We start from the raw sequence: 18,703 nt of genomic DNA, 5'->3' as shown, positions 1-18,703 counted from the left end.
CCAGCGTACGCGGCGGGGACCGGGGTGAGTCCGAAGCCTGCGGTGCCTGCTTTTCTTCGGTCGTACGGGTCCTTCGGATACGAATCAGCTCCCGAGTAGCGGTCCTGCCTGGCGATCAAAGCTTCACGAGCGGTTGGGGTGTCATCGACCGCCGCCGGGCGTGGGAGGATTGGCGCAGGTCCCGCCACCGCGGGTCCGGTTTCGCCATCGCTGTCGAGATCGCCAGGAGCCCTGATGGACGCCGTGTTCTCCGTACCCGAGCCACGTAACGAGCCGGTGCGCACCTACGAGCCGGGTAGCACCGACCGCGAACGCCTTCAGCGGCGGCTCACCGAGCTGGCCGCCGAGCGAATCGACCTGCCGATGACGATCGCGGGCGAACAGCGGATGGCCGGCGGCGAGCCGATCCAGGTGGTGCAACCGCACCGGCATGCGCACGTGCTCGGGGTGACCGGGCACGCCACCCACGACGACGCGCGCATGGCCGTCAAGGCCGCCAAGGACGCCGCGCCGGGCTGGCGCGCCCTGCCCTTCGAGGAGCGGGCCGCGATCTTCCTGCGCGCCGCCGAACTGCTTTCCGGGCCGTGGCGGGACACCCTGAACGCGGCCACCATGCTCGGCCAGTCGAAGACCGCCGTGCAGGCCGAGATCGACGCGGCCTGCGAGTTCATCGACTTCCTGCGGTTCAATGTGCACTTCGCCCGCACCCTGCTGGCCGAGCAGCCGATGTCGTCGCCCGGGGTGTGGAACCGCTTCGACCACCGGCCGCTGGAAGGCTTCGTCTACGCGGTCACCCCGTTCAACTTCACCGCCATCGCCGGCAACCTGCCCTCGGCCCCGGCCCTGCTCGGCAACACGGTGGTGTGGAAGCCGGGCCCGACCCAGCAGTTCGCCGCGCACTTCACCATGCGTCTGTTCGAGGCGGCCGGGCTGCCCCCCGGTGTGATCAACATGGTGACCGGTCGGGGTGTGGAGGTGTCCGACGTGGTGCTGGCCGACCCCGACCTGGCCGGTATCCACTTCACCGGGTCCACCAAGGTCTTCCAGCAGCTGTGGCGCACGGTCGGGGAGAACATCGCCGGTTACCGGGGCTACCCCAGGCTGGTCGGCGAGACCGGAGGCAAGGACTTCGTGGTCGCCCACTCCAGCGCCGACGTCGACGCGCTGCACACGGCGCTGATCCGGGGTGCCTTCGAATACCAGGGGCAGAAGTGCTCGGCGGCCTCCCGGGCGTACATCCCGCGCTCGCTCTGGGAGGGCGGCGGTCTGCGCGACCGGTTGGCCGCGACCGCCGACGGGCTGGCCTACGGCGACGTCACCGACTTCCGCAACTTCGGCGGCGCGGTCATCGACGACAAGGCGTACGCCCGGCACACCGCCGCGCTGGAGCTGATCTCCTCCGACGACAGTTGCCGGATCATCGCCGGTGGCACCGCCGACGACTCGGTCGGCTGGTTCGTCCGGCCGACCGTATTCGAGTGCGACGACCTGGCACACGAGACGTTCACCACCGAGTACTTCGGCCCCATCCTCGGTGTGCACGTCTTCGACGACGCCCGGTTCGACGAGGTGGTGGCGCAGGCCGAGGCCATCGCCCCGTACGCCCTGACCGGGTCGATCTTCGCCACCGACCGCCGGGTGATCGACGCGGTGGCCGAGAAGATGCGGTACGCGGCCGGCAACTTCTACATCAACGACAAGCCGACCGGTGCCGTGGTCGGGCAGCAGCCGTTCGGTGGCGCGCGGGCCAGCGGCACCAACGACAAGGCGGGTTCCTGGCACAACCTGGTCCGGTGGATGTCCCCCCGGACGATCAAGGAGACCTTCGTCCCCCCAATCGACCACACCTACCCCCACATGGGCTGAGGTGTAAGGAAGGGCCCCTTGCTAACGCCTAGTGCATAGGAAGGGGCCCTTCCTAACGTCAACCTCTGGGACGGACGCCCGGTTGTCCAGTGGTGCCGAGGCCAGAGCTGCCGGAGGACCGTCGCGCGCCGACAGTGCACATAGGAAACCCCATCGGGTGGCGAAAAGGGGAAATCCTGGACGCCGGCCGCGCAAAGTGGCAGCGTGAGGGGCATGGCGGAATCCGGAGTGAACCCCACAGCGGCGGCCCTGCTCGGGCTGCTCCACGAGGGGCCCATGACAGGTGGCCAACTGATGGCCGCCGCCGAGCGTCGGTTGGCGCCGTACTGGTCGATGACCCGAAGCCAGGTCTACCGGGAATTGCCCGTGCTGGCCGAGCGAGGTCTCGTCCGGTTGGGCAAACCGGGGCCGCGGATGAGTCAGCCGTACGCGATCACGGCAGCCGGGAAACGGACATTCTCCCGCTGGTTGGCCGAAGATCCGGGGCGGGACACCATCCGCAACCCGATCGCCCTGCGCATCGCCTTCGGGGAACTGCACTCACCGAGCCAGCTGAAGAACCTCCAGGCCGCGGCCAACGAGTACCACACCGACGCGCTGGCCCGGGTCCGCGAGCAGGTCAAGAACGCCAAGAAGGAAGGCGACACGTACGACGCGACCGCGCTGGAGTTCGCGGTCGCCTACCACCGTGCCGCCCTGTCCTGGCTCAAGAGCGCCGCCGCCATCAGCTGATCCGAGGAAAACCGGCCCGAGCTCGCAAGCTCACTGGTCGTCCGAGCTGGGTTGTGTTGGCTCGGACTGCGGGGCTCGCAAGCTCACTGGTCGTCCGAGCTGGGTTGTTTTGGCTCGGACTGCGGGGCTCGCAAGCTCACTCCTCGTCCGAGCAGTACCCTTGTCTGTCGTGACCGCTGCCGACTTCGCCGAACAGCTCAAGGAACTCGACGCCACGCTGCGCAACATCGAGGCGGTGCTGGACCTCGATCGTCTCCGCGAGGACAAGGCCCGCCTGGAGCAGGAGGCGTCCGCCCCGGACCTCTGGGACGACCAGGCCCGTGCCCAGCAGGTGACCTCGCAGCTGTCGTACGTCAATGGCGAGATCGACAAGCTGGGCAGCCTGCGCTCCCGGCTGGACGACGCGCACGTGCTGCTGGAACTGGCCGAGGCGGAGTCCGACTCGGGGGTGCTCACCGAGGTCGAGTCGGAGATCGCCGGGCTGACCAAGGCCATCCAGGAGATGGAGGTCCGCACGCTCCTCTCCGGTGAGTACGACTCCCGGGAGGCGCTGGTTGCCATCCGGGCCGGCGCCGGTGGCGTGGACGCGGCGGACTTCGCCGAGATGCTGCTGCGGATGTACCTCCGCTGGGCCGAACGGCACGGCTACCCGACCGAGGTCTACGAGACCTCGTACGCCGAGGAAGCCGGTCTGAAGTCGGCCACCTTCGCGGTCAAGGTCCCGTACGCGTACGGCACGCTCAGCGTGGAGTCCGGCACCCACCGGTTGGTGCGGATCAGCCCCTTCGACAACCAGGGGCGGCGGCAGACCAGCTTCGCCGGGGTCGAGGTGCTGCCGGTGGTCGAGCAGACCGACCACATCGACATCCCCGAGAACGAGATGCGGATCGACGTCTACCGCTCCTCGGGCCCGGGTGGGCAGAGCGTCAACACCACCGACTCTGCGGTGCGGATCACTCACATTCCCACCGGCATCGTGGTGACCTGCCAGAACGAGAAGTCGCAGTTGCAGAACAAGGCCTCCGCGCTGCGGGTGCTCCAGGCCCGGCTGCTGGAGCGCAAGCGCCAGGAGGAGCAGGCCAAGCTGCAAGGGCTCAAGACCGACGCCGCCGGCTCCTGGGGTGACCAGATGCGGTCGTACGTGCTGCACCCCTACCAGATGGTGAAGGATCTGCGGACCGAGCAGGAGACCGGCAACCCGAGTTCGGTCTTCGACGGTGACCTCGACTCCTTTATCGAGGCGGGCATCCGGTGGCGCAAGCAGCAGCAACTAGCCGGCGACCGTGCGTGATCGATCGTGGGCGGAGCGCGCCGCTGATCTTCCCGTGACGTGCTGATTTGACGACTTCCTCCGCAACGGCGGGGCGTGGGACTTGGCACGACAGTTACACGGCGTAGACTCACCACCCGTGATTCAGCTTGAGCAAGTGACGAAGACGTACCCGAAGGCGTCGCGGCCTTCGCTCGACAACGTGTCCGTGTCGATCGACAAGGGCGAGTTCGTCTTCTTCATCGGCCCATCCGGCTCCGGCAAGTCGACGATCATCAAGATGCTGCTGCACGAGGTCACCCCCAACAAGGGGCGTGTCGTCGTCAACGGCAAGGACGTCACGTCGATGCGGTCCTGGAAGCGCCCGCATTTCCGCCGCTCGATCGGCTGCGTCTTCCAGGACTTCCGGCTGCTGCCGAACCGCACCGCGTACGAGAACGTCGCCTTCGCGCTGGAGGTGATCGGCAAGACCAAGGCGGTGGCCCGCCGGGTCGTGCCGGAGGTGCTGGAACTGGTCGGCCTCGGTGGCAAGGAGCACCGCTACCCGCACGAGCTGTCCGGTGGTGAGCAGCAGCGCGTGGCGGTGGCTCGGGCGTTCGTGAACCGTCCGCTGATCCTGTTGGCGGACGAGCCGACCGGAAACCTGGACCCGGACACCTCCATCGAGATCATGCGCCTGCTGGACCGGATCAACCGCACCGGCACCACCGTCGTGATGGTCACGCACGACTCCAACATCGTGAACCAGATGCGCCGCCGCGTCATCGAGATCGAGAGTGGCCGTATCGTTCGCGACCAGGCCCGCGGCGTCTACGGGTGACGGCCCTACCCACCGCACCCCGATCTGACGACGAACACCTCACGCCGGAGAGCCGGAGGAAATCCCGATGCGGATGAAATACGTCATGTCCGAGGTACTGGTCGGACTGTGGCGCAACGTGACCATGACCATCGCGATGATCATCACGATGGCGGTCTCGCTGACCATGCTCGGTGCCAGCGGCCTGATCTACACCAAGGTCGCCGACATGAAGCAGCTGTACTTCGAGAACATCGAGGTCTCGATCTTCCTGGACGCCGACGTGACGGACGAGCAGCGCACCGCGCTCGCTACCCAGTTGGAGTCCGACCCGCTGATCTCGCAGGCCACGTACGTCAACAAGGACGAGGCGTTCCAGCGCTTCCAGGAGATGTTCCGGGACTCGCCGGACCTGCTCAGCGCGGTCAAGGCGGATCAGCTCCCGGAGTCGTACCGGCTCAAGCTGGTCGACCCGGAGGAGTACAAGGCCGTCTCCGACCAGTACACCGCGGTCGCGGGAGTCGACCAGGTGGTCGACCAGAGCCAGGTGCTCGACAAGATCTTCAACCTCTTCACCGCCGGGCAGAACATCGCGCTGGTCGCCGCGATCGCGATGGCCATCGCCGCCCTGCTGCTGGTCGCCAACACCATCCAGGTGGCCGCGTACAGCAAGCGCCGTGAGGTCGCGGTCATGAAGCTGGTCGGTGCGTCCAACTGGTTCATCCAGGCGCCGTTCGTGCTGGAGGCGGTGGTCGCCGGTCTGATCGGCTCGATCCTGGGCCTCGGTGCCCTGATCGCGCTCAAGATATTCCTCTTCGACGGTGCGCTCAGCGCCCTGCAAGGGCTCTTCGCGCCGGTGAGTTGGGCCGAGGTGTTCCTGACCTTCCCGGTGATGGCCGGCGTCGGTGGTCTGATCAGCGCGATCACCGCCTGGGTCACGCTCCGCTTCTACCTGCGGGTCTAGTTACCCGTACCGCTTGCTCACGCTGCGCGGGGCCCTTCCACGCCGGAATAAACGGCGCGGGAGGGCCCTTGTCGTTCGGGTAGCATGATCTCCGCCTTGGGCCGGCCGAGCCGGCCAGGGGCGACGACGAAAGGGAGGTGGCGCGGCGATGCCACGGGAGAAGGGGCGTAAGGTCGTCGCCTCCAACAAGAAGGCGCGTCACGACTACGCCATCCTCGACACGTACGAGGCAGGCATGGCACTCACCGGCACCGAGGTGAAGTCGCTGCGGGCCGGGCGTGCCTCGCTGGTCGACGCGTTCGCGCAGGAGCGGGACGGCGAGATCTACCTGCACAGCATGCACATCCCCGAGTACGTGCAGGGCACCTGGACCAACCATGAGCCCCGGCGCACCCGGAAACTGCTGCTCAAGCGGCTGGAGATCGACCGGCTGATCGGCAAGCTCCGGGAGAGCGGGCTGACCCTGGTGCCGCTCCAGGTCTACTTCTCCGACGGCTGGGCCAAGGTGGAGATCGGCCTCGCCAAGGGTAAGAAGGCGTACGACAAGCGCCAGGACCTCGCCAAGCGGGACGCCGACCGGGAGATCCAGCGGGCGATGGGTCGGCGGGGTAAGGGAATTCGTGACTAATTTGTCCGGATTGTCCCGCGCGGAGCGTCGTTCCGGGCTCGGGATGAATCCGTTTGCGGCAGGCGTTACGCTTGTCGGAGCCGCCGGAAGGTCGGCGGCCTGTCGAGGGGGTGACTGGTTTCGACTTCGTACGTTGCGGCAGGGGAAGCGAGCCGAGGAAGCCGACGTCGTCTCGTGAATCGTTCGTCGGAAACCAATAAGCGCCAAGAACAATCGCGCTGACTTCGCTCTCGCCGCCTGAGGCGAGTAGCAAGTCTGTCGGCCTGGGAGCGCCTTCGACCCAGTTAGCCGGCATCAGCTAGAAGGCTGGCCAACCGGACCCGGTCGCGGGGTCCGTGCGGCGAGATCAATCAGCGACTGGGCCCGTCACACCGACTCGCTCGCGTGATCGGAGGGGCCGAGTAGAGGCACAGCGAGCTGCGCTCGGAGAAGCCCTGACAAGGCGGCGAAGGACCCGGGTTCGATTCCCGGCACCTCCACCACCACATGCGCGCCCCGGTCATCGACCGGGGCGCGCAGTCGTCTCCCGACCTGCCCCGGGCATGTCGCGCTGCGCCCACCCACCGGCTCCCCGACCGGCCGTCGCCGCCGATCGGTCGCCAACCCCCGGGTCCGCCGGGTCGCCGGGAACCGGTCGGGCCGCCGTGCCGTCAAACCGGTCATGCGCCGCATTCTCGCCCTGTTGGGCCTGCCGTTGCTGATGGTGTCCGCCGGTTGCGCCCAGGCCGGCAGCGGACCCGCCGGACCGGGTCAACCGACCGACCGTCACCAGGCGTTCGAGGACCGGGCGGAGGCGGTGGCGCAGCAGTGGCGTCCAGGTGCGGTGTGGACCACCGGCTATGTGCCGCTCCAGGAACCCACGGTGCTCGTCGGCGACCCCGAGTTCACCGAGGAGACCAAGCTCGCCTTCCAAGCCGGCTGGTACCGGCAGCAGGTGCCACTGCCATCCGGGAAGCCGGGCGACGGCACCATCGGCTTCGCCGACAAAGAACTCCGCGTGCCGTTGATCAGCGCGACCGAGGCGTACCGCCAGCTCGACCAGGGTGACCCGCCACCCTGCCCGGGCCGACCGAAGGGCCCGAGCATCCCGCCACCGGCCGACGGGCCGGACGCGCCGGTCAGCAGCGAGGCCCAGGTCTCCTGCGTTCCGCTCACCGTCACCGACGTCGAACTGGGCTCCGCGACGGTGCGCACCACCCGAGGCGAGGCGCAGGTGCCGGCGTGGCTGTTCACCGTCGAGGAGATCAACGCCGTGGTGGCCCGGGTCGCGGTGGCCGCCGACGCCATCGGTGCCCTGCCTGAACCGGTCCCGCCCACCGCGCCCGTGCCGCCGGAGCTGATCAGTGCGCAGGACATCGAATCCGTGGACGGCACGACGCTGAACTTCCGGCTCGGTGTCGGCAGCTGCGACACCGAGATCACACCACTGGTGCAGGAACACGACCATCTGGTCGTGGTCGGCGGCACCGCCGTGCGGTCCACCGGCATCTGCGACGACATGCTCAAACTGGAACCGGTCACGGTGGCGCTGCGGGCACCGCTGGGAGCCCGTCCGGTCCTGGACGTGGTCAGCGCCGCACCGCTGCGCCTCGCCGGGAACTGACCGTCGATCCGCACCGCCCCGGCATGCCGGGGCCGGTACCGCCGCGCCGCTCAGAGGATCGGCGGCACATCGGTGCGGATCGGCACCGGCAGCACCGTCGGCCCGTCGGCCCCAAGCGCCGAGGCGAGCGCCTCGCCGAGCTGGTCGGGGCTGTCGACGACGATGGTGGCGCACCCGTAGCCGCGGGCGATCGCCGTGATGTCGATGCCGGGCAGGTCCAGCCCGGGTACCCCCGAGGTCTGCTTGAACTCGGCGAACGCCTTGAGGATCGCGTACTGCTGGTTCACCGGCACGACGACGACCAGCGGCAACCGCAACTGGGCGGCGGTCCAGAGCGCCTGAACCGAGTAGTGGAACGAGCCGTCGCCGATCACCGCGACCACCGGCCGGTGTCGGCCGGTGTCCCGCTGCGCCAACGCGATGCCCACCGCCGCCGGCAGGCCGTAGCCGAGACCGCCACTGGCCATCGTGAAGTACGACCCCGGAGTGTCGAACCGCAGGCGACGGCGTAGCGCCGACAGGTTGGACGGGGATTCCTGCACCAGCACCCCGTCTGCGGGCCAGTGCCGGGCCAGCGCGGCGAAGAGGGCGTCGGCGCTGAGCGGGACCGAATCCTCCACCGGAGACGGAACGGGACGGGCGGGCGGTGGCGGCCGGTCCGCCGGTGGCATCAACTCGGCCAGCGCGGTGAGGGTGAGGCCGGCGTCGCCGAGGAGGCTGTCGCCGACCGGTGCCCGAGCCGCCTCCTCCGGATCGTCGGTGACGTGCAACAGCCGGGCACCGTCCGGCAGCGTTTCGCCGGGCACGTGCGGGTAGTACCGGAACACCGGTGCGCCGACCACCAGCACGGTGTCGTGCCCCTGGAGTTGCTCGGCAAGCGGGCCGATCGCGAAGGGCAGCACGCCCTGGAAGTGCGGGTGGTTCTCCGGGAAGGGGGTCCGTTCCGACGCGGGTGCCGACCAGACCGGGGCGACCAGTCGCTCCGCGAGGGCGACCCCGGCCGCCCAGGCGTGCGCGCGGTCCACGGCGGCACCGAACACCAGCGCCGGTGACCGGCTCGTCGCCAGTGCCGAGGCGAACTGACGCAGTCGCTCGGGATCGGGAGCGAACCGGGTGGCCACCGTGCGGACCTGCGGCGGCGGATCGGCGGGCTGCGCCCAGTCGTCCAGCGGAAGCGACAGGAAGACCGGTCCGGTCGGCGGCTGGATCGCGGTGGCGTACGCCCGCATGAGCGCCGCCGGGACGTCCTGGGCGCGGGCCGGCTCGTGGGCCCACTTGACGTACGGCTGGGGCAGTTCGGTCGGATGACGGGCGGCGAGCCGGGGTTCGAGCAGCAGCATCTCCCGGGTCTGCTGACCGGCGGTGACGATCAGCGGGGTCCGGTTGTGCCAGGCGGTGACGATGGTGCCCATGGCGTTGCCGGTGCCCGGTGCGGTGTGCAGGTTGACGTGCGCCGGGGAGCCGGTGACCTGTGCGTACCCGTCGGCCATGGCCACCGCCGACGCCTCGTGCAAGGCGAGCACGTAGCGGAAGTCGTCGGGGAAGGCATGCAGGAACGGCTCCTCGGTGGAGCCGGGGTTACCGAAGACGGTGGTCATGCCCAAGGCCCGGAGCAGGTCGTAGGTGGTGTCGCGGACCGTTGCCATCGCCTCTGAATGTATCGGGGCGACTCGGGTGTACAGGGGCGTTTCGGCACTGCCCCGGTGTCGATTCGCAGCGGCTTACCTGCGGGCTCAACCGACTCGACCGCCACCGTCGCCAGTCCGACCATTCCGAGCGCCGATCACCCGACCCGCAGACCTTCGCCTGGGTCGGGAACGCAAGCTATGGTGCCAGACATGGCGATGACAGTACGGATGTCACCGGTTGGGCACACCGCCGGAAAGTGTGACCGGTTCCGCCGTTCCGTGCACGACTGACGGGTGCGCGTGATGCAAGGAGAGGGGCAGGCGATCGGCGGGCGGGCGACGGAGTCGATGACCGGGAAGCTGCTGGTGGCGACACCGGCGCTCAAGGATCCGAACTTCGATCGTACGGTCGTGCTCCTGGTCGCACACGAGCCCGGCGGTGCGCTCGGCGTGGTGCTCAACCGGGCCACCGAGGTGCCGGTGGCGGACGTCCTACGCGACTGGGGTGACCTGGCTCGCCATCCGGCGGTGCTGTTCGAAGGCGGTCCCGTGCAGCCGGACTCCGCGATCTGTCTGGCCCGGATGCGTCCGCCGGTGCGTCGCCTCAAAGGCTTCCACCAGGTTTCCGGCGCGGTGGGCACACTCGACCTGTCGGTGGATCCCGAGCGGCTAAGAGAGAACGTGCAGGGCATCCGGGTCTTCGCCGGGTACGCGGGCTGGGGCACCGGGCAGCTGGAGCAGGAGATCGAGGACGGCTCCTGGTTCGTGCTCGACGCGCTGCCCGGTGACGCCTTCGTCGACCGACCCGACGACCTGTGGCCGATGGTGCTGCGTCGACAGGGCGGCATGATGGCCGCCGTCGCGCATTTCCCGCCGGACGTCGCGCTGAACTGAGCACCGGCCGACGGGCACCCCGCGAGATGACCATGCGGGGCGGCGTGTGTATAGTTCTTCCAGTGCCCGGGCGACCGGGTGCGAAGGCAAGGGGCCGTGGCGCAGCTGGTAGCGCACCACACTGGCAGTGTGGGGGTCAGGGGTTCGAGTCCCCTCGGCTCCACCCAAAACCGCAGGTCAGCGGCATTTTCAAGCGATGCTTGTGAATGTCGCTGGCTTCGCGTATCACCTCGTCTCACGAGGTGGAGGCTGTTGGGCCTCCTGGGATGGCCTGCCCCAGCCGTCGGGGCAGCCGCGAACCGTCCTTCTTCCGGAGCGATGTGCCTGGTGGTAGTGGCTGCGTCGGCCCGTTGGCCCGCCCGGCTCGTCGAAGTTTGCCGGGTCCGAGACCGTCAGCAAGGCACAGCACCACATCGAATCTGTGCTGGTGTGGCAACGCCTGGGTAGCCGTGAGTACCGTGTCCGATGCCGTCCTGCCGGGCTGCGGGCCGTGATCACTGCCGTTCGGTGTCGCGGTCTGAGCTGGGGGTCGGAGGTGTCGGCGAGCGGCAGCTACCAGATCCACCGGCTAGCCGGGGTACGGAGGCACGAGGCCGAGTTGGGCATCGGCATTCGGGGCATGGAGCCGGGGTGGGAACACTGGTCGGACGATGAGTGGACAGCCTGGTACGAAACGACGCCGTCTGAGCCCGATGTGATGGCGATGGCCGGTCGCTGGAGCATCGACCCGAGTGCTATCGACGACGCCACCGTGACGGCGACCGGCATCCACGGGCTACCCCCGATCGGCCTCTAACGCCCACAGTGACGATCCGGGTTGTAGGTTCTCGGTCCCCCTTGCGTACTCTGATCGGCCACGTCCGTCGAAACCAGTCCGGCCCAACGGATCTTGTTCTCACGGAGTGAGGTTCCCCTTGGGATGTGGACACCGGGTTACGCCGCGACTTGGTGGAGTGTAGTTGGTGTGAGGGTTTGTTCGTAGTCGGCGGGGCTGAGGTAGCCGAGTGCGGAGTGGCGGCGTCGGTGGTTGTAGAAGGCGATCCATCGGAACACGTCGCGGCGGGCGTCGGCCTCGGATGTCCAGCGTCGGTGGTCGACGTCGAGTTCACGCTTGCAGGTGGCGAAGAAGGCTTCGGCCAGGGCGTTGTCGTACGACGAGCCGATGCGTCCCATCGAGCGGCGGATGCCGTGCCGTTGGCAGGCGTCGGTGAAGTCGGCACTGCTGTACTGGCTGCCGCGGTCGCTGTGGAAGATCACGCCGTCAACGCGGCCGCCGCGGGCGGCGACGGCCGTGTCGAGGGCGTCGATGACCAGGCTGGTGCGCATGTGGGTGTTGATCGACCAGCCGATCAGTCGGCGGGTGGCGATGTCGATGACGGTGGCCAGATACAGCCAGCCGGCGCCGACGCGCAGGTAGGTGATGTCGCCGCACCAGCGCTGGTCGGGTGTGGTGGCGGTGAAGTCGCGGCCGAGCAGGTCCGGCGCCGGCGGGGTGGCCGGGTCCGGGATGGTGGTGCGTTTGCGGCGGCGAAGGTGCCGGCCGACGACGTCGCGTTGCCGCGTGATTCGCTCGACCCGCTTGCGGTTGACACGCACACCTTGGGCGCGTAGCTCGACGGTCACCCGAGGGGATCCGTAGGTGCCGCCGGAGTCGGCGTGAACCTGGGTGATCTGTGCGGCGAGGGCGTCCTCGGCGGCGGCGCGGGCCTGACGGGCGGGTTCGCTGCCGGTCCAGCGGTAGAACCCGGAGCGGGACACCGCCAGGACTCGGCACAGCCGCTTGACGCCGAAGGTGGCGCGGTGGGCGGAGATGAACCGGAAGCGGCTGGTCACCGATCCATCTCCTTCGCGAAATAGGCGGCTGCCTTGCGCAGCATCTCCTTCTCCTGCCGCAGCTCAGCCATCTCACGCCGCAGACGGGCGATTTCGGCGTCCTTGTCCGCCACCGACACCCCGTCACCGGAGGCAGCCGTACCCGTACCGGTCTGCCGATCCCGCTTACGAACCCAGTTCCGCAGCGTCTCGTGACTCATCCCCAGCTCACGAGCGACCTGGTTGATCGGCCGCCCCGACGAGTGCACCAGGTCGACCGCGTCACGCTGAAACTCTTCCGTGTACTTCGATGGACGCCCCAACGGGGACACCCCTTCCTCTGGACCAACGTCCAGTCTCAGGGTGTCCACGTCTCAGGGGGAAGCCCAAGGTGAGGAGGTGCCGTGATGACGGCGACACTGAACGATGTGACCGGACGGAAGAAGCGGGCTGAGCCGCCAGCCTTTCAACCTCTGTAGTCCCGGCTTGGTAGCTCGCAGGCGGCTTCCGTCGACCGGGATGCCGGATGGGCCGGCCCTGTGGCGGGGCAACTACCACCATAGTCCTGGGACACGTCGCTGGGTGTAAGAAACTCCGGGGTTTCGAACAAGTACGGGTAGACGCATCTCTGGAGGCATGGTGCCCGCCGAACATACACGCGCTGCCGTAGCAGCGGATCGACAGCGACTGACCGACCTGTTCCTTCGCCACGGGGACGCGATCTATGCATATGCCAGTCATCGGGTGACCGCTGAAGCTGCTAAGGATGTAGTGAGTGAGGTTTTTGCAGTGGCGTGGCGTCGGCTCGACTCTATACGTCCCGGAGAGGAGCGCCCATGGCTATTTGGTGTCGCACGGCGCGTTATTGCCACCGAAAAACGGCAAGTCGCTGATTGGGTCGCGCTGCACCAGCGCCTACAGGAATTCCCCGGCGAGGGCCTCGCTGACCATGCGGACGGTATCGTCGAGCAGCGCGAGGTGGTAGCTGCCCTGGGCAGACTCAGCGAGGCGGATCGCGAAGTCCTGCTGCTTCGCTACTGGTATGACTTGGCGGGACGCGATGCGGCGATCGCGGCGGGCTGCAGTCAAGCGGCTCTTGCGGTTCGCTTGCACCGAGCGAAACGTCGTTTTGCGGAAATAATTCGATTGAAGATCACCGAAAGTGGATCGACTACTCATTCGAATGCAGGTCAATCTCAAACAGGAGCAGCGCGTTGAAACTCTCGAACGATCAGGTGGAAAGGCTCCTCCGCGGGTCAAGGCCGGATCTATCAAACGGATATGCCCGCGGGACGGACGGAAAAGCAGTATTGAAAGACGTGCTGACGACAGGACAAAGATCCGCCAAGCGGCGTCGGCCCTCGCTCCGCGCCACGCTTGCAGCCACGGCGTTGGGGGTAGTGTTTGTTGGTGGGGCTACGGCGGCAATCGCCCGTTACGATGCGCCAATTGCCTCGCCCGAGTACCTGCCGGCCTCCGATTCGGCCTTTGTGTGTTCGACAGAAGGCCTTCAGAGTCAGGCGGAAACCGGCCTTGAGGAAGGAGAAGAACCAGTTGATGCGTGTCGCAGGATCTGGCGCCGAGTCTTCGATGAAGAAGCGCCGCAAAGCTTATTCTCGTGCGTGATCGGCGGGCCGACCCCTTCGACACAGGAGCCAATTCAGCCGCCGGCCGGAAAGCTAATCTATATCATAGATGGCGATAAGTTTAATAACGCTCCCGAGACCTGCGGGTCTGTCGGTCTTCAGGTGGCTCCCGTACGCCCGAGCACTTCGTCGCCGCAAGCTCCCGAGACAGGCTCCTCTTACCCTGTCCCGCCTACTCCGGCTCTTGAGAGCACTCGTGCAAGTTAGCGGACAGATCAGGCGTGCCCGGAGAAACTCTCCGGACACGCCTGATGTGCCGCTACGTTACGGCCAGTTCGGCTTCCAGGGAGAAGGAACGGGGCCGCAGACATGCACGCCGTCGATCCTGTCGTTAGCGTTCCCTCCGCCCGACTCAGCGGCGTCTAGCGCCAGATTGGCTCGCCGAGTGCCAGCAGCAACTGACAAGATTCTGTCCCAATTATTGTTGCCCACGTGGTCGTAGAAGTACGACCAGGTCCCACTACTCTGGTTGTTGTTGATGGACGAAATCTTGTCGTTCCACACACCGCCGCCCGGATAGGCGTAGTTGCCCAAGTTCCATTCCCGGCCGCACACCGTGAAGTTGAGACTGGGGTTAGTGTACTGTCGGTGCGCGTAGGCGCACATGTAAAGGCTGGGGCACGGCGGGTCTGCTTCTGCCACCCGCGCCCCGCCGTTAGCTGGCGGCAGCTGCATTATCAGCCCGGGGGCTAGTTCGATTTCCGCCGGACCAATCTGACGGGAGCCCGGCGTGCGCTTCAGGACGTCGGCGATGCCCGCCGCCAATTGCCTCTCGGTGGGCGCCACGGTTGCCGACTCCCAGTCGTAACTGTCACTCGAGGCCGGTGCGGCGATACTCGACGCGGGGGTCATGAGTAAAGTCACGCAAGCAGTCACTGAGGCTGCCGCCAGAACCCTGACCAGCCGAAATGCAGGTTTTGACAAGATAGGACCCTTCCCCGTCGATTGAACTTCGGTGACCGAGTGCAACCTGCAATTTACGGCGAGTGGTTGACTACGTCAATGTCTGTAATTTTTTCCGAAAGGAGATACTCCGACAGTCATTTGGGGGAGATTGACCCATTTGAAACAGCCAGATGAAGTAGGAGCCCGAGTGACGACAAGAGCCGCAGGTCGGCCACTTGGACCCCCAGGGCCATTGCGTGTTGGTGTAACTGCTGGTCACGGCCTCAATCAGCACGACCGTTTCAAGATCACTTTGTGAGTTCGAGGATGGCGAATGGCCTGGTCATGTGACGGCTGGCCCAGCGGGTGGCTTCGGTGATGTCAGGGCGGCCGGCCAGGCGTAGCGCGTTGATGGCGAGGTTACGCAGCGAGGCGAGGATGCGGGGTCCGGATCGGGTGCGCACGGTGGAGTGGTCTTCGCGGTAGCAGGTGTCTCGGATCCAGTGCAGGGCTTCGATGGCCCAGTGGCCTTGGACGTAGCCGGCGAGGTCGGCGGGTCCGGCCTGGTGAGGGGTGTGGCTGGCCACGCCGAGTTGAGCGACGGCGGACAGGTGCCGGCCGGTGGTGTCGGTGACGTAGCGTTCGATCAGCCAGACCTGGTTGACGTGCGGGAACGGCAGATCGGGTGGGGCGGGCAGAACCTGGATGGTGCGGCGGGTGATCCGTCCGTGTCCGGTGTCGACACTGCTGTAGGCGATCGGCGTGTCCGCCCAGGACAGCGCGTTCAGGGTGTCGAACAGTGCACGTCTGTTCTCCTTGACCGCGAACACGAATTGCCCGCCGCGCTGGCAGATGAGTTCGGCGGTGGCCTTGACCGTGTGTAACGCGTCCGCGGTGACCGTCACACCGGTCAGGTCGAGCACGTCGAGCAGGTCACGGGCCGTGGCCGGCTCGTTCGTCTTGGCTCCGGTGACCTCGGCCTGGGCAAGCACGCCCCTGGGTGCGCCGGACTCGGCCGTGCCGGACAGCGCCGCCAGCAGATGCAACTGATCACCATCGTTGCCCTTCGCCCCGCGCACCGTTTTCCCATCCAGCCGTACCTGCATCAGCGGCGGCGGCGCGCTGCCCTGCCGGTCATCCGCACCAGTGCCTGCGGCCATGCCGCGGCCCAGCCGGCCAGACGTCCCCGAGTCCAAGGCCTGCGCGTCGGCGTCGGTGCAGACCCGCCAGATCGTCGACCGCGACGGCCGACCCGCGGGCAGAGCCCCGACGCGTCGGTACGGATCCGCCACGACCACCTCCGGCACGTCGGCCACCCAACCCGACATCGCCGTGTAACCGGTCATCCCCGCCACGGTCGCCGCCGCAGCCGCGAGGACCACCGCCGCCGGATGATCCCGGCCCTGCGACGAGCGGCCGTCCGACACCTCGACCAACAGTTCCAGCAGGTCGCGACATACCTCCGCGACCGGCACATCCCCCACCGACACCGCCACCACACCGGCAGCGGGAATGACACACTGATCCAAGACGAAGCTCTGGCAGCGGCATGGCCTGGTGGAAGGATCGCTGGACGCGCGCGCATCGAGAACTTCGAGCACTGGGATTGCCGAGGAGGAGATCGATGCAGCCGCCGTACGCCTGGGACGCGATGACCCGGCGGTCGCTCCTCCGGGTGAGGGACGCGCCCTGCCGTTCAGCGATTTCCTCAAGGTGTTCCGCAGGAGGCAAGCGACCGTCAACTGGGTTGCGTGGGCAGAGCGGCAACATTTGCTCGTCCGTGGGGCAACGGTGGTGTGCCCTGAGTGCAAGGCCAAGTCCTGGCTGCCGATGGCCTCGGTCCCACCACCGGTGGTCTGCCCAGGCTGTGGACGCTCGATTGTGCAGCCCTACGAGCCGGAACTCCTCAGGTTCACCTACCGTATCGGAGAAGCCCTGCGGCGCGTCCTAGAAACGGACAGCCTGGGACACCTCCTCGCCTTGCGGTGGCTAGATCAGCTCTTCGAGCGACACGGCCTCGTCGGAGCGCATCCTGGGGTCAACTTCTTCGACGGCGACAGGAACATCGGGGAAGCCGATGTCGTCCTACTGTTCGCCGACGGGAGCCTCGTACCCGTCGAGGTGAAGCGCCGTATCGCGGGAGCGGACCAGCGTATGGCTGAGTCGCTGGACGTCTTGTCGGAAGCACTTCGGGCACCGTACGACATCGTCGCAGTCACCCAGCCGGCCCGCGACTGCCCCGAACTCCAACAGTTCGCACGTGAGCTTCCGGACCGCCCCCGGCTGCTCCTCACCGACGACCAACTCCACGCGAAGCACGCGATATTCATGCTGAACGACAACCCGTTCGCGTGGTCGCCGCAGGACGAGGAGGCGGAGAGAACCGGACAGGAGCAGTTTCTCGACCTGCTGGCCCGCGACGAACTCACCGCACCGCAGGACTGGGTGAGCGAACAACTACTGACTCGCGACTTGGCATGATTTACGCCGGGGCTTGGCTCATGAGTGCTACCAGCAGCGACAGTGACCAAGGAAGAAGCCCCACGGGGTCGATGATCTAGAGGGCAGTCCGTGATCTGCATCACCGGTGGAGGGAGAGGCGCTGGTCTTGAACTCCAACGCCTCTCCCAGGTGGAGCGCCGTGATATCTCACAACCGTCTCACGGACGGTCCGGGAAGACCCGGTATCGGTTGGCATGGCCCGGCCGATTGCCTGGCCCCTGACCTGCATCCCTGGCACGGGCTGGCACTGTCCGGCGCCCCCGGCAGCCCCGCTAGTTCACTGGCAGTGTGGGGGTCAGGGGTTCGAGTCCCCTCGGCTCCACCAGGATTGAACTGGTGATATAGAAGTGCGGCGATGATCTCTGTGGTCACCGCCGTGATCACAGAGATCCGTTACCGTGGTCCTCGCAGTCGTCGCGTGTGACCACGGGAGGCACAGACGAAGGTTCTCTGTGACCACGGGGCGAGGGAGTTTCGTAGCCCCTCGACCACGTTTGTGCATGCCTGAGGTCGAGCTGCCGGGTAGCCTTGCGTCTTGGTCGCCTCGCCGCTGGACGCATTCCGGCAAAGCCAGAGTCCTCTGCGGTTGGGCTCACTGAGGTGATCTCAGCGACGCATAGAGGTTGATTGGTGCGACACGGGCAAAGGTGTCGAGTCGGGTGCCGGGGCCCTGGATCCCGGGAAGGGCCGCACCCGCGCATGGCATCATCACCGATCAAGGTTCTGCTGCCAACTACACCCTGGGGCCACTGTTGTCCGCGCAGTCGTCGTTGAACAGCTTTGTCGAGGACTTGGCGACCCAACTCGCCGGGCACGGCTTCGAGCGCGGAGAGGATGGGCGTGTCTTCCGTCGGTCTTCGCCACGAGGGGACGTGCTCATCGTCGAGGTTCAGTTGTCCGACCACTCCAGCCGGCGGGAGAAGGCCTTTTACATCAACATCGGCCTGGTGCTGGCGCCGGAGTGGGAATGGAATCGGCAGCGAACCGGGCGGCCAGCTTCGGAGCTGCCCCGCCATTACGACGGCGGGTGGCGTCGGCGGCTTCGTTCCTCCGGGCTGTCGGGCGACGACCAGTGGCGTATCGCCGACGAGGAATCCGCAGCCCAGGTTTCCGCGCGGGTACGACAACAATTGGGCGACCTGATGCCGCAGCTTCTGTCGCTGCTCGACCGGGACGTCGTGCTGAACCAGACCCCGGACATTCTCGGTCCGGGCACCTGGCTGACCCGCGCCTGGATACTGGCTGGGGAGGGTTGCATCGACGAGTTGGAACGTCTGTTGTTCGTGGACAGACCGGCCCGTACCCATGACTCGGTGCCGGTCCGCATGGTGTGGAGCTATGCCACCGGCCGAGCTTGCTCAGCTTGACTGCCCGGTTTCACTTCCGACTGACGTCCATGTGGTGTGCGGGTCAGTACCTGTAGGCCCGCGTTGACCCGAAGCGCTCGCCGGGCTGCCTGATCTACGCGCCGTCC

The 18,703-nt window shown here is 67.1% G+C and carries 16 protein-coding genes, 1 tRNA gene and 1 other RNA gene; 14 read left to right on the top strand and 4 right to left on the bottom strand.

The features are described 5' to 3' along the window. The first annotated feature begins 234 nt into the window (after positions 1-234). From pruA to FF096_RS04090, 8 genes are all read left to right on the top strand, one after another. On the top strand, positions 235-1,866 hold the full coding sequence (gene pruA / locus FF096_RS04125; RefSeq protein WP_155215070.1) for an L-glutamate gamma-semialdehyde dehydrogenase: 1,632 nt from the start codon (positions 235-237) through the stop codon (positions 1,864-1,866). 213 nt (positions 1,867-2,079) lie between these two features. Next, positions 2,080-2,598 (top strand): PadR family transcriptional regulator, encoded by a 519-nt coding sequence (locus tag FF096_RS04120; protein WP_155215069.1) that lies wholly within the window; start codon positions 2,080-2,082, stop codon positions 2,596-2,598. 169 nt (positions 2,599-2,767) lie between these two features. Continuing rightward, positions 2,768-3,889, top strand: a complete 1,122-nt coding sequence (gene prfB / locus FF096_RS04115; RefSeq protein WP_309222631.1) for a peptide chain release factor 2 — start codon at positions 2,768-2,770, stop codon at positions 3,887-3,889. Between the two features lie 118 nt (positions 3,890-4,007). Continuing rightward, entirely contained in the window at positions 4,008-4,688 is a 681-nt protein-coding gene (ftsE, locus tag FF096_RS04110; RefSeq protein WP_013731749.1) for a cell division ATP-binding protein FtsE, read from the top strand. Between the two features lie 67 nt (positions 4,689-4,755). Beyond that, complete coding sequence (ftsX, locus tag FF096_RS04105) at positions 4,756-5,631, top strand: permease-like cell division protein FtsX (protein WP_155215066.1); 876 nt, start codon at positions 4,756-4,758, stop codon at positions 5,629-5,631. A gap of 148 nt (positions 5,632-5,779) precedes the next feature. Next, entirely contained in the window at positions 5,780-6,259 is a 480-nt protein-coding gene (gene smpB, locus FF096_RS04100; protein ID WP_155215065.1) for an SsrA-binding protein SmpB, read from the top strand. Between the two features lie 106 nt (positions 6,260-6,365). Beyond that, positions 6,366-6,741: a transfer-messenger RNA gene (gene ssrA / locus FF096_RS04095) on the top strand. A 179-nt stretch (positions 6,742-6,920) separates the two neighbouring features. After that, positions 6,921-7,862 (top strand): hypothetical protein, encoded by a 942-nt coding sequence (locus FF096_RS04090; RefSeq protein ID WP_155215064.1) that lies wholly within the window; start codon positions 6,921-6,923, stop codon positions 7,860-7,862. A 50-nt stretch (positions 7,863-7,912) separates the two neighbouring features. Here the strand turns inward: FF096_RS04090 and mdlC are convergent, their stop codons facing one another. Beyond that, complete coding sequence (gene mdlC, locus FF096_RS04085; RefSeq protein WP_155215063.1) at positions 7,913-9,508, bottom strand: benzoylformate decarboxylase; 1,596 nt, start codon at positions 9,506-9,508, stop codon at positions 7,913-7,915. Between the two features lie 285 nt (positions 9,509-9,793). On the opposite strand from mdlC, the gene FF096_RS04080 reads away from it, so the two are divergent. From FF096_RS04080 to FF096_RS04070, 3 genes are all read left to right on the top strand, one after another. Then, complete coding sequence (locus FF096_RS04080; protein ID WP_155215325.1) at positions 9,794-10,384, top strand: YqgE/AlgH family protein; 591 nt, start codon at positions 9,794-9,796, stop codon at positions 10,382-10,384. A gap of 90 nt (positions 10,385-10,474) precedes the next feature. Further along, positions 10,475-10,547: transfer RNA gene (locus FF096_RS04075), tRNA-Ala, on the top strand. 327 nt (positions 10,548-10,874) lie between these two features. Continuing rightward, complete coding sequence (locus FF096_RS04070; RefSeq protein ID WP_155215062.1) at positions 10,875-11,180, top strand: hypothetical protein; 306 nt, start codon at positions 10,875-10,877, stop codon at positions 11,178-11,180. Positions 11,181-11,317: 137 nt separating this feature from the next. On the opposite strand, the gene FF096_RS04065 is transcribed toward FF096_RS04070, so the two are convergent. Further along, positions 11,318-12,519, bottom strand: a protein-coding gene (locus tag FF096_RS04065; protein WP_375335284.1) for an IS3 family transposase whose coding sequence is annotated in 2 segments (ribosomal slippage) — positions 11,318-12,232 and positions 12,235-12,519 — 1,200 coding nt in all. Because the reading frame shifts where the segments join, the coding sequence is not laid out codon by codon here. A 313-nt stretch (positions 12,520-12,832) separates the two neighbouring features. Here FF096_RS04065 and FF096_RS04060 point away from each other — a divergent pair. After that, positions 12,833-13,414, top strand: coding sequence for an RNA polymerase sigma factor (locus FF096_RS04060; protein ID WP_155215061.1), 582 nt, complete (start codon positions 12,833-12,835; stop codon positions 13,412-13,414). 692 nt (positions 13,415-14,106) lie between these two features. On the opposite strand, the gene FF096_RS04055 is transcribed toward FF096_RS04060, so the two are convergent. Both FF096_RS04055 and FF096_RS04050 read right to left on the bottom strand, forming a co-directional pair. Next, positions 14,107-14,628: a peptidase inhibitor family I36 protein gene (locus tag FF096_RS04055; protein WP_155215060.1), complete on the bottom strand. Its 522-nt coding sequence runs from the start codon at positions 14,626-14,628 to the stop codon at positions 14,107-14,109. A 407-nt stretch (positions 14,629-15,035) separates the two neighbouring features. Next, a complete protein-coding gene (locus tag FF096_RS04050; RefSeq protein ID WP_196222451.1) occupies positions 15,036-16,538 on the bottom strand; it encodes an ISAs1 family transposase in 1,503 nt (500 codons plus the stop codon). A 70-nt stretch (positions 16,539-16,608) separates the two neighbouring features. On the opposite strand from FF096_RS04050, the gene FF096_RS04045 reads away from it, so the two are divergent. After that, a complete protein-coding gene (locus FF096_RS04045) occupies positions 16,609-17,208 on the top strand; it encodes a hypothetical protein (RefSeq protein WP_155215058.1) in 600 nt (199 codons plus the stop codon). Positions 17,209-17,876: 668 nt separating this feature from the next. Then, a complete protein-coding gene (locus FF096_RS04040; RefSeq protein ID WP_309222630.1) occupies positions 17,877-18,596 on the top strand; it encodes a DUF4304 domain-containing protein in 720 nt (239 codons plus the stop codon). The last annotated feature ends 107 nt before the right edge of the window (positions 18,597-18,703 follow it).

This window comes from Micromonospora sp. CP22, assembly GCF_009712475.1.
Taxonomy (GTDB): domain Bacteria; phylum Actinomycetota; class Actinomycetes; order Mycobacteriales; family Micromonosporaceae; genus Micromonospora.
Note: the sequence above shows the minus strand (reverse complement) of the source record. Positions and strands in the feature narration are given on the sequence as shown.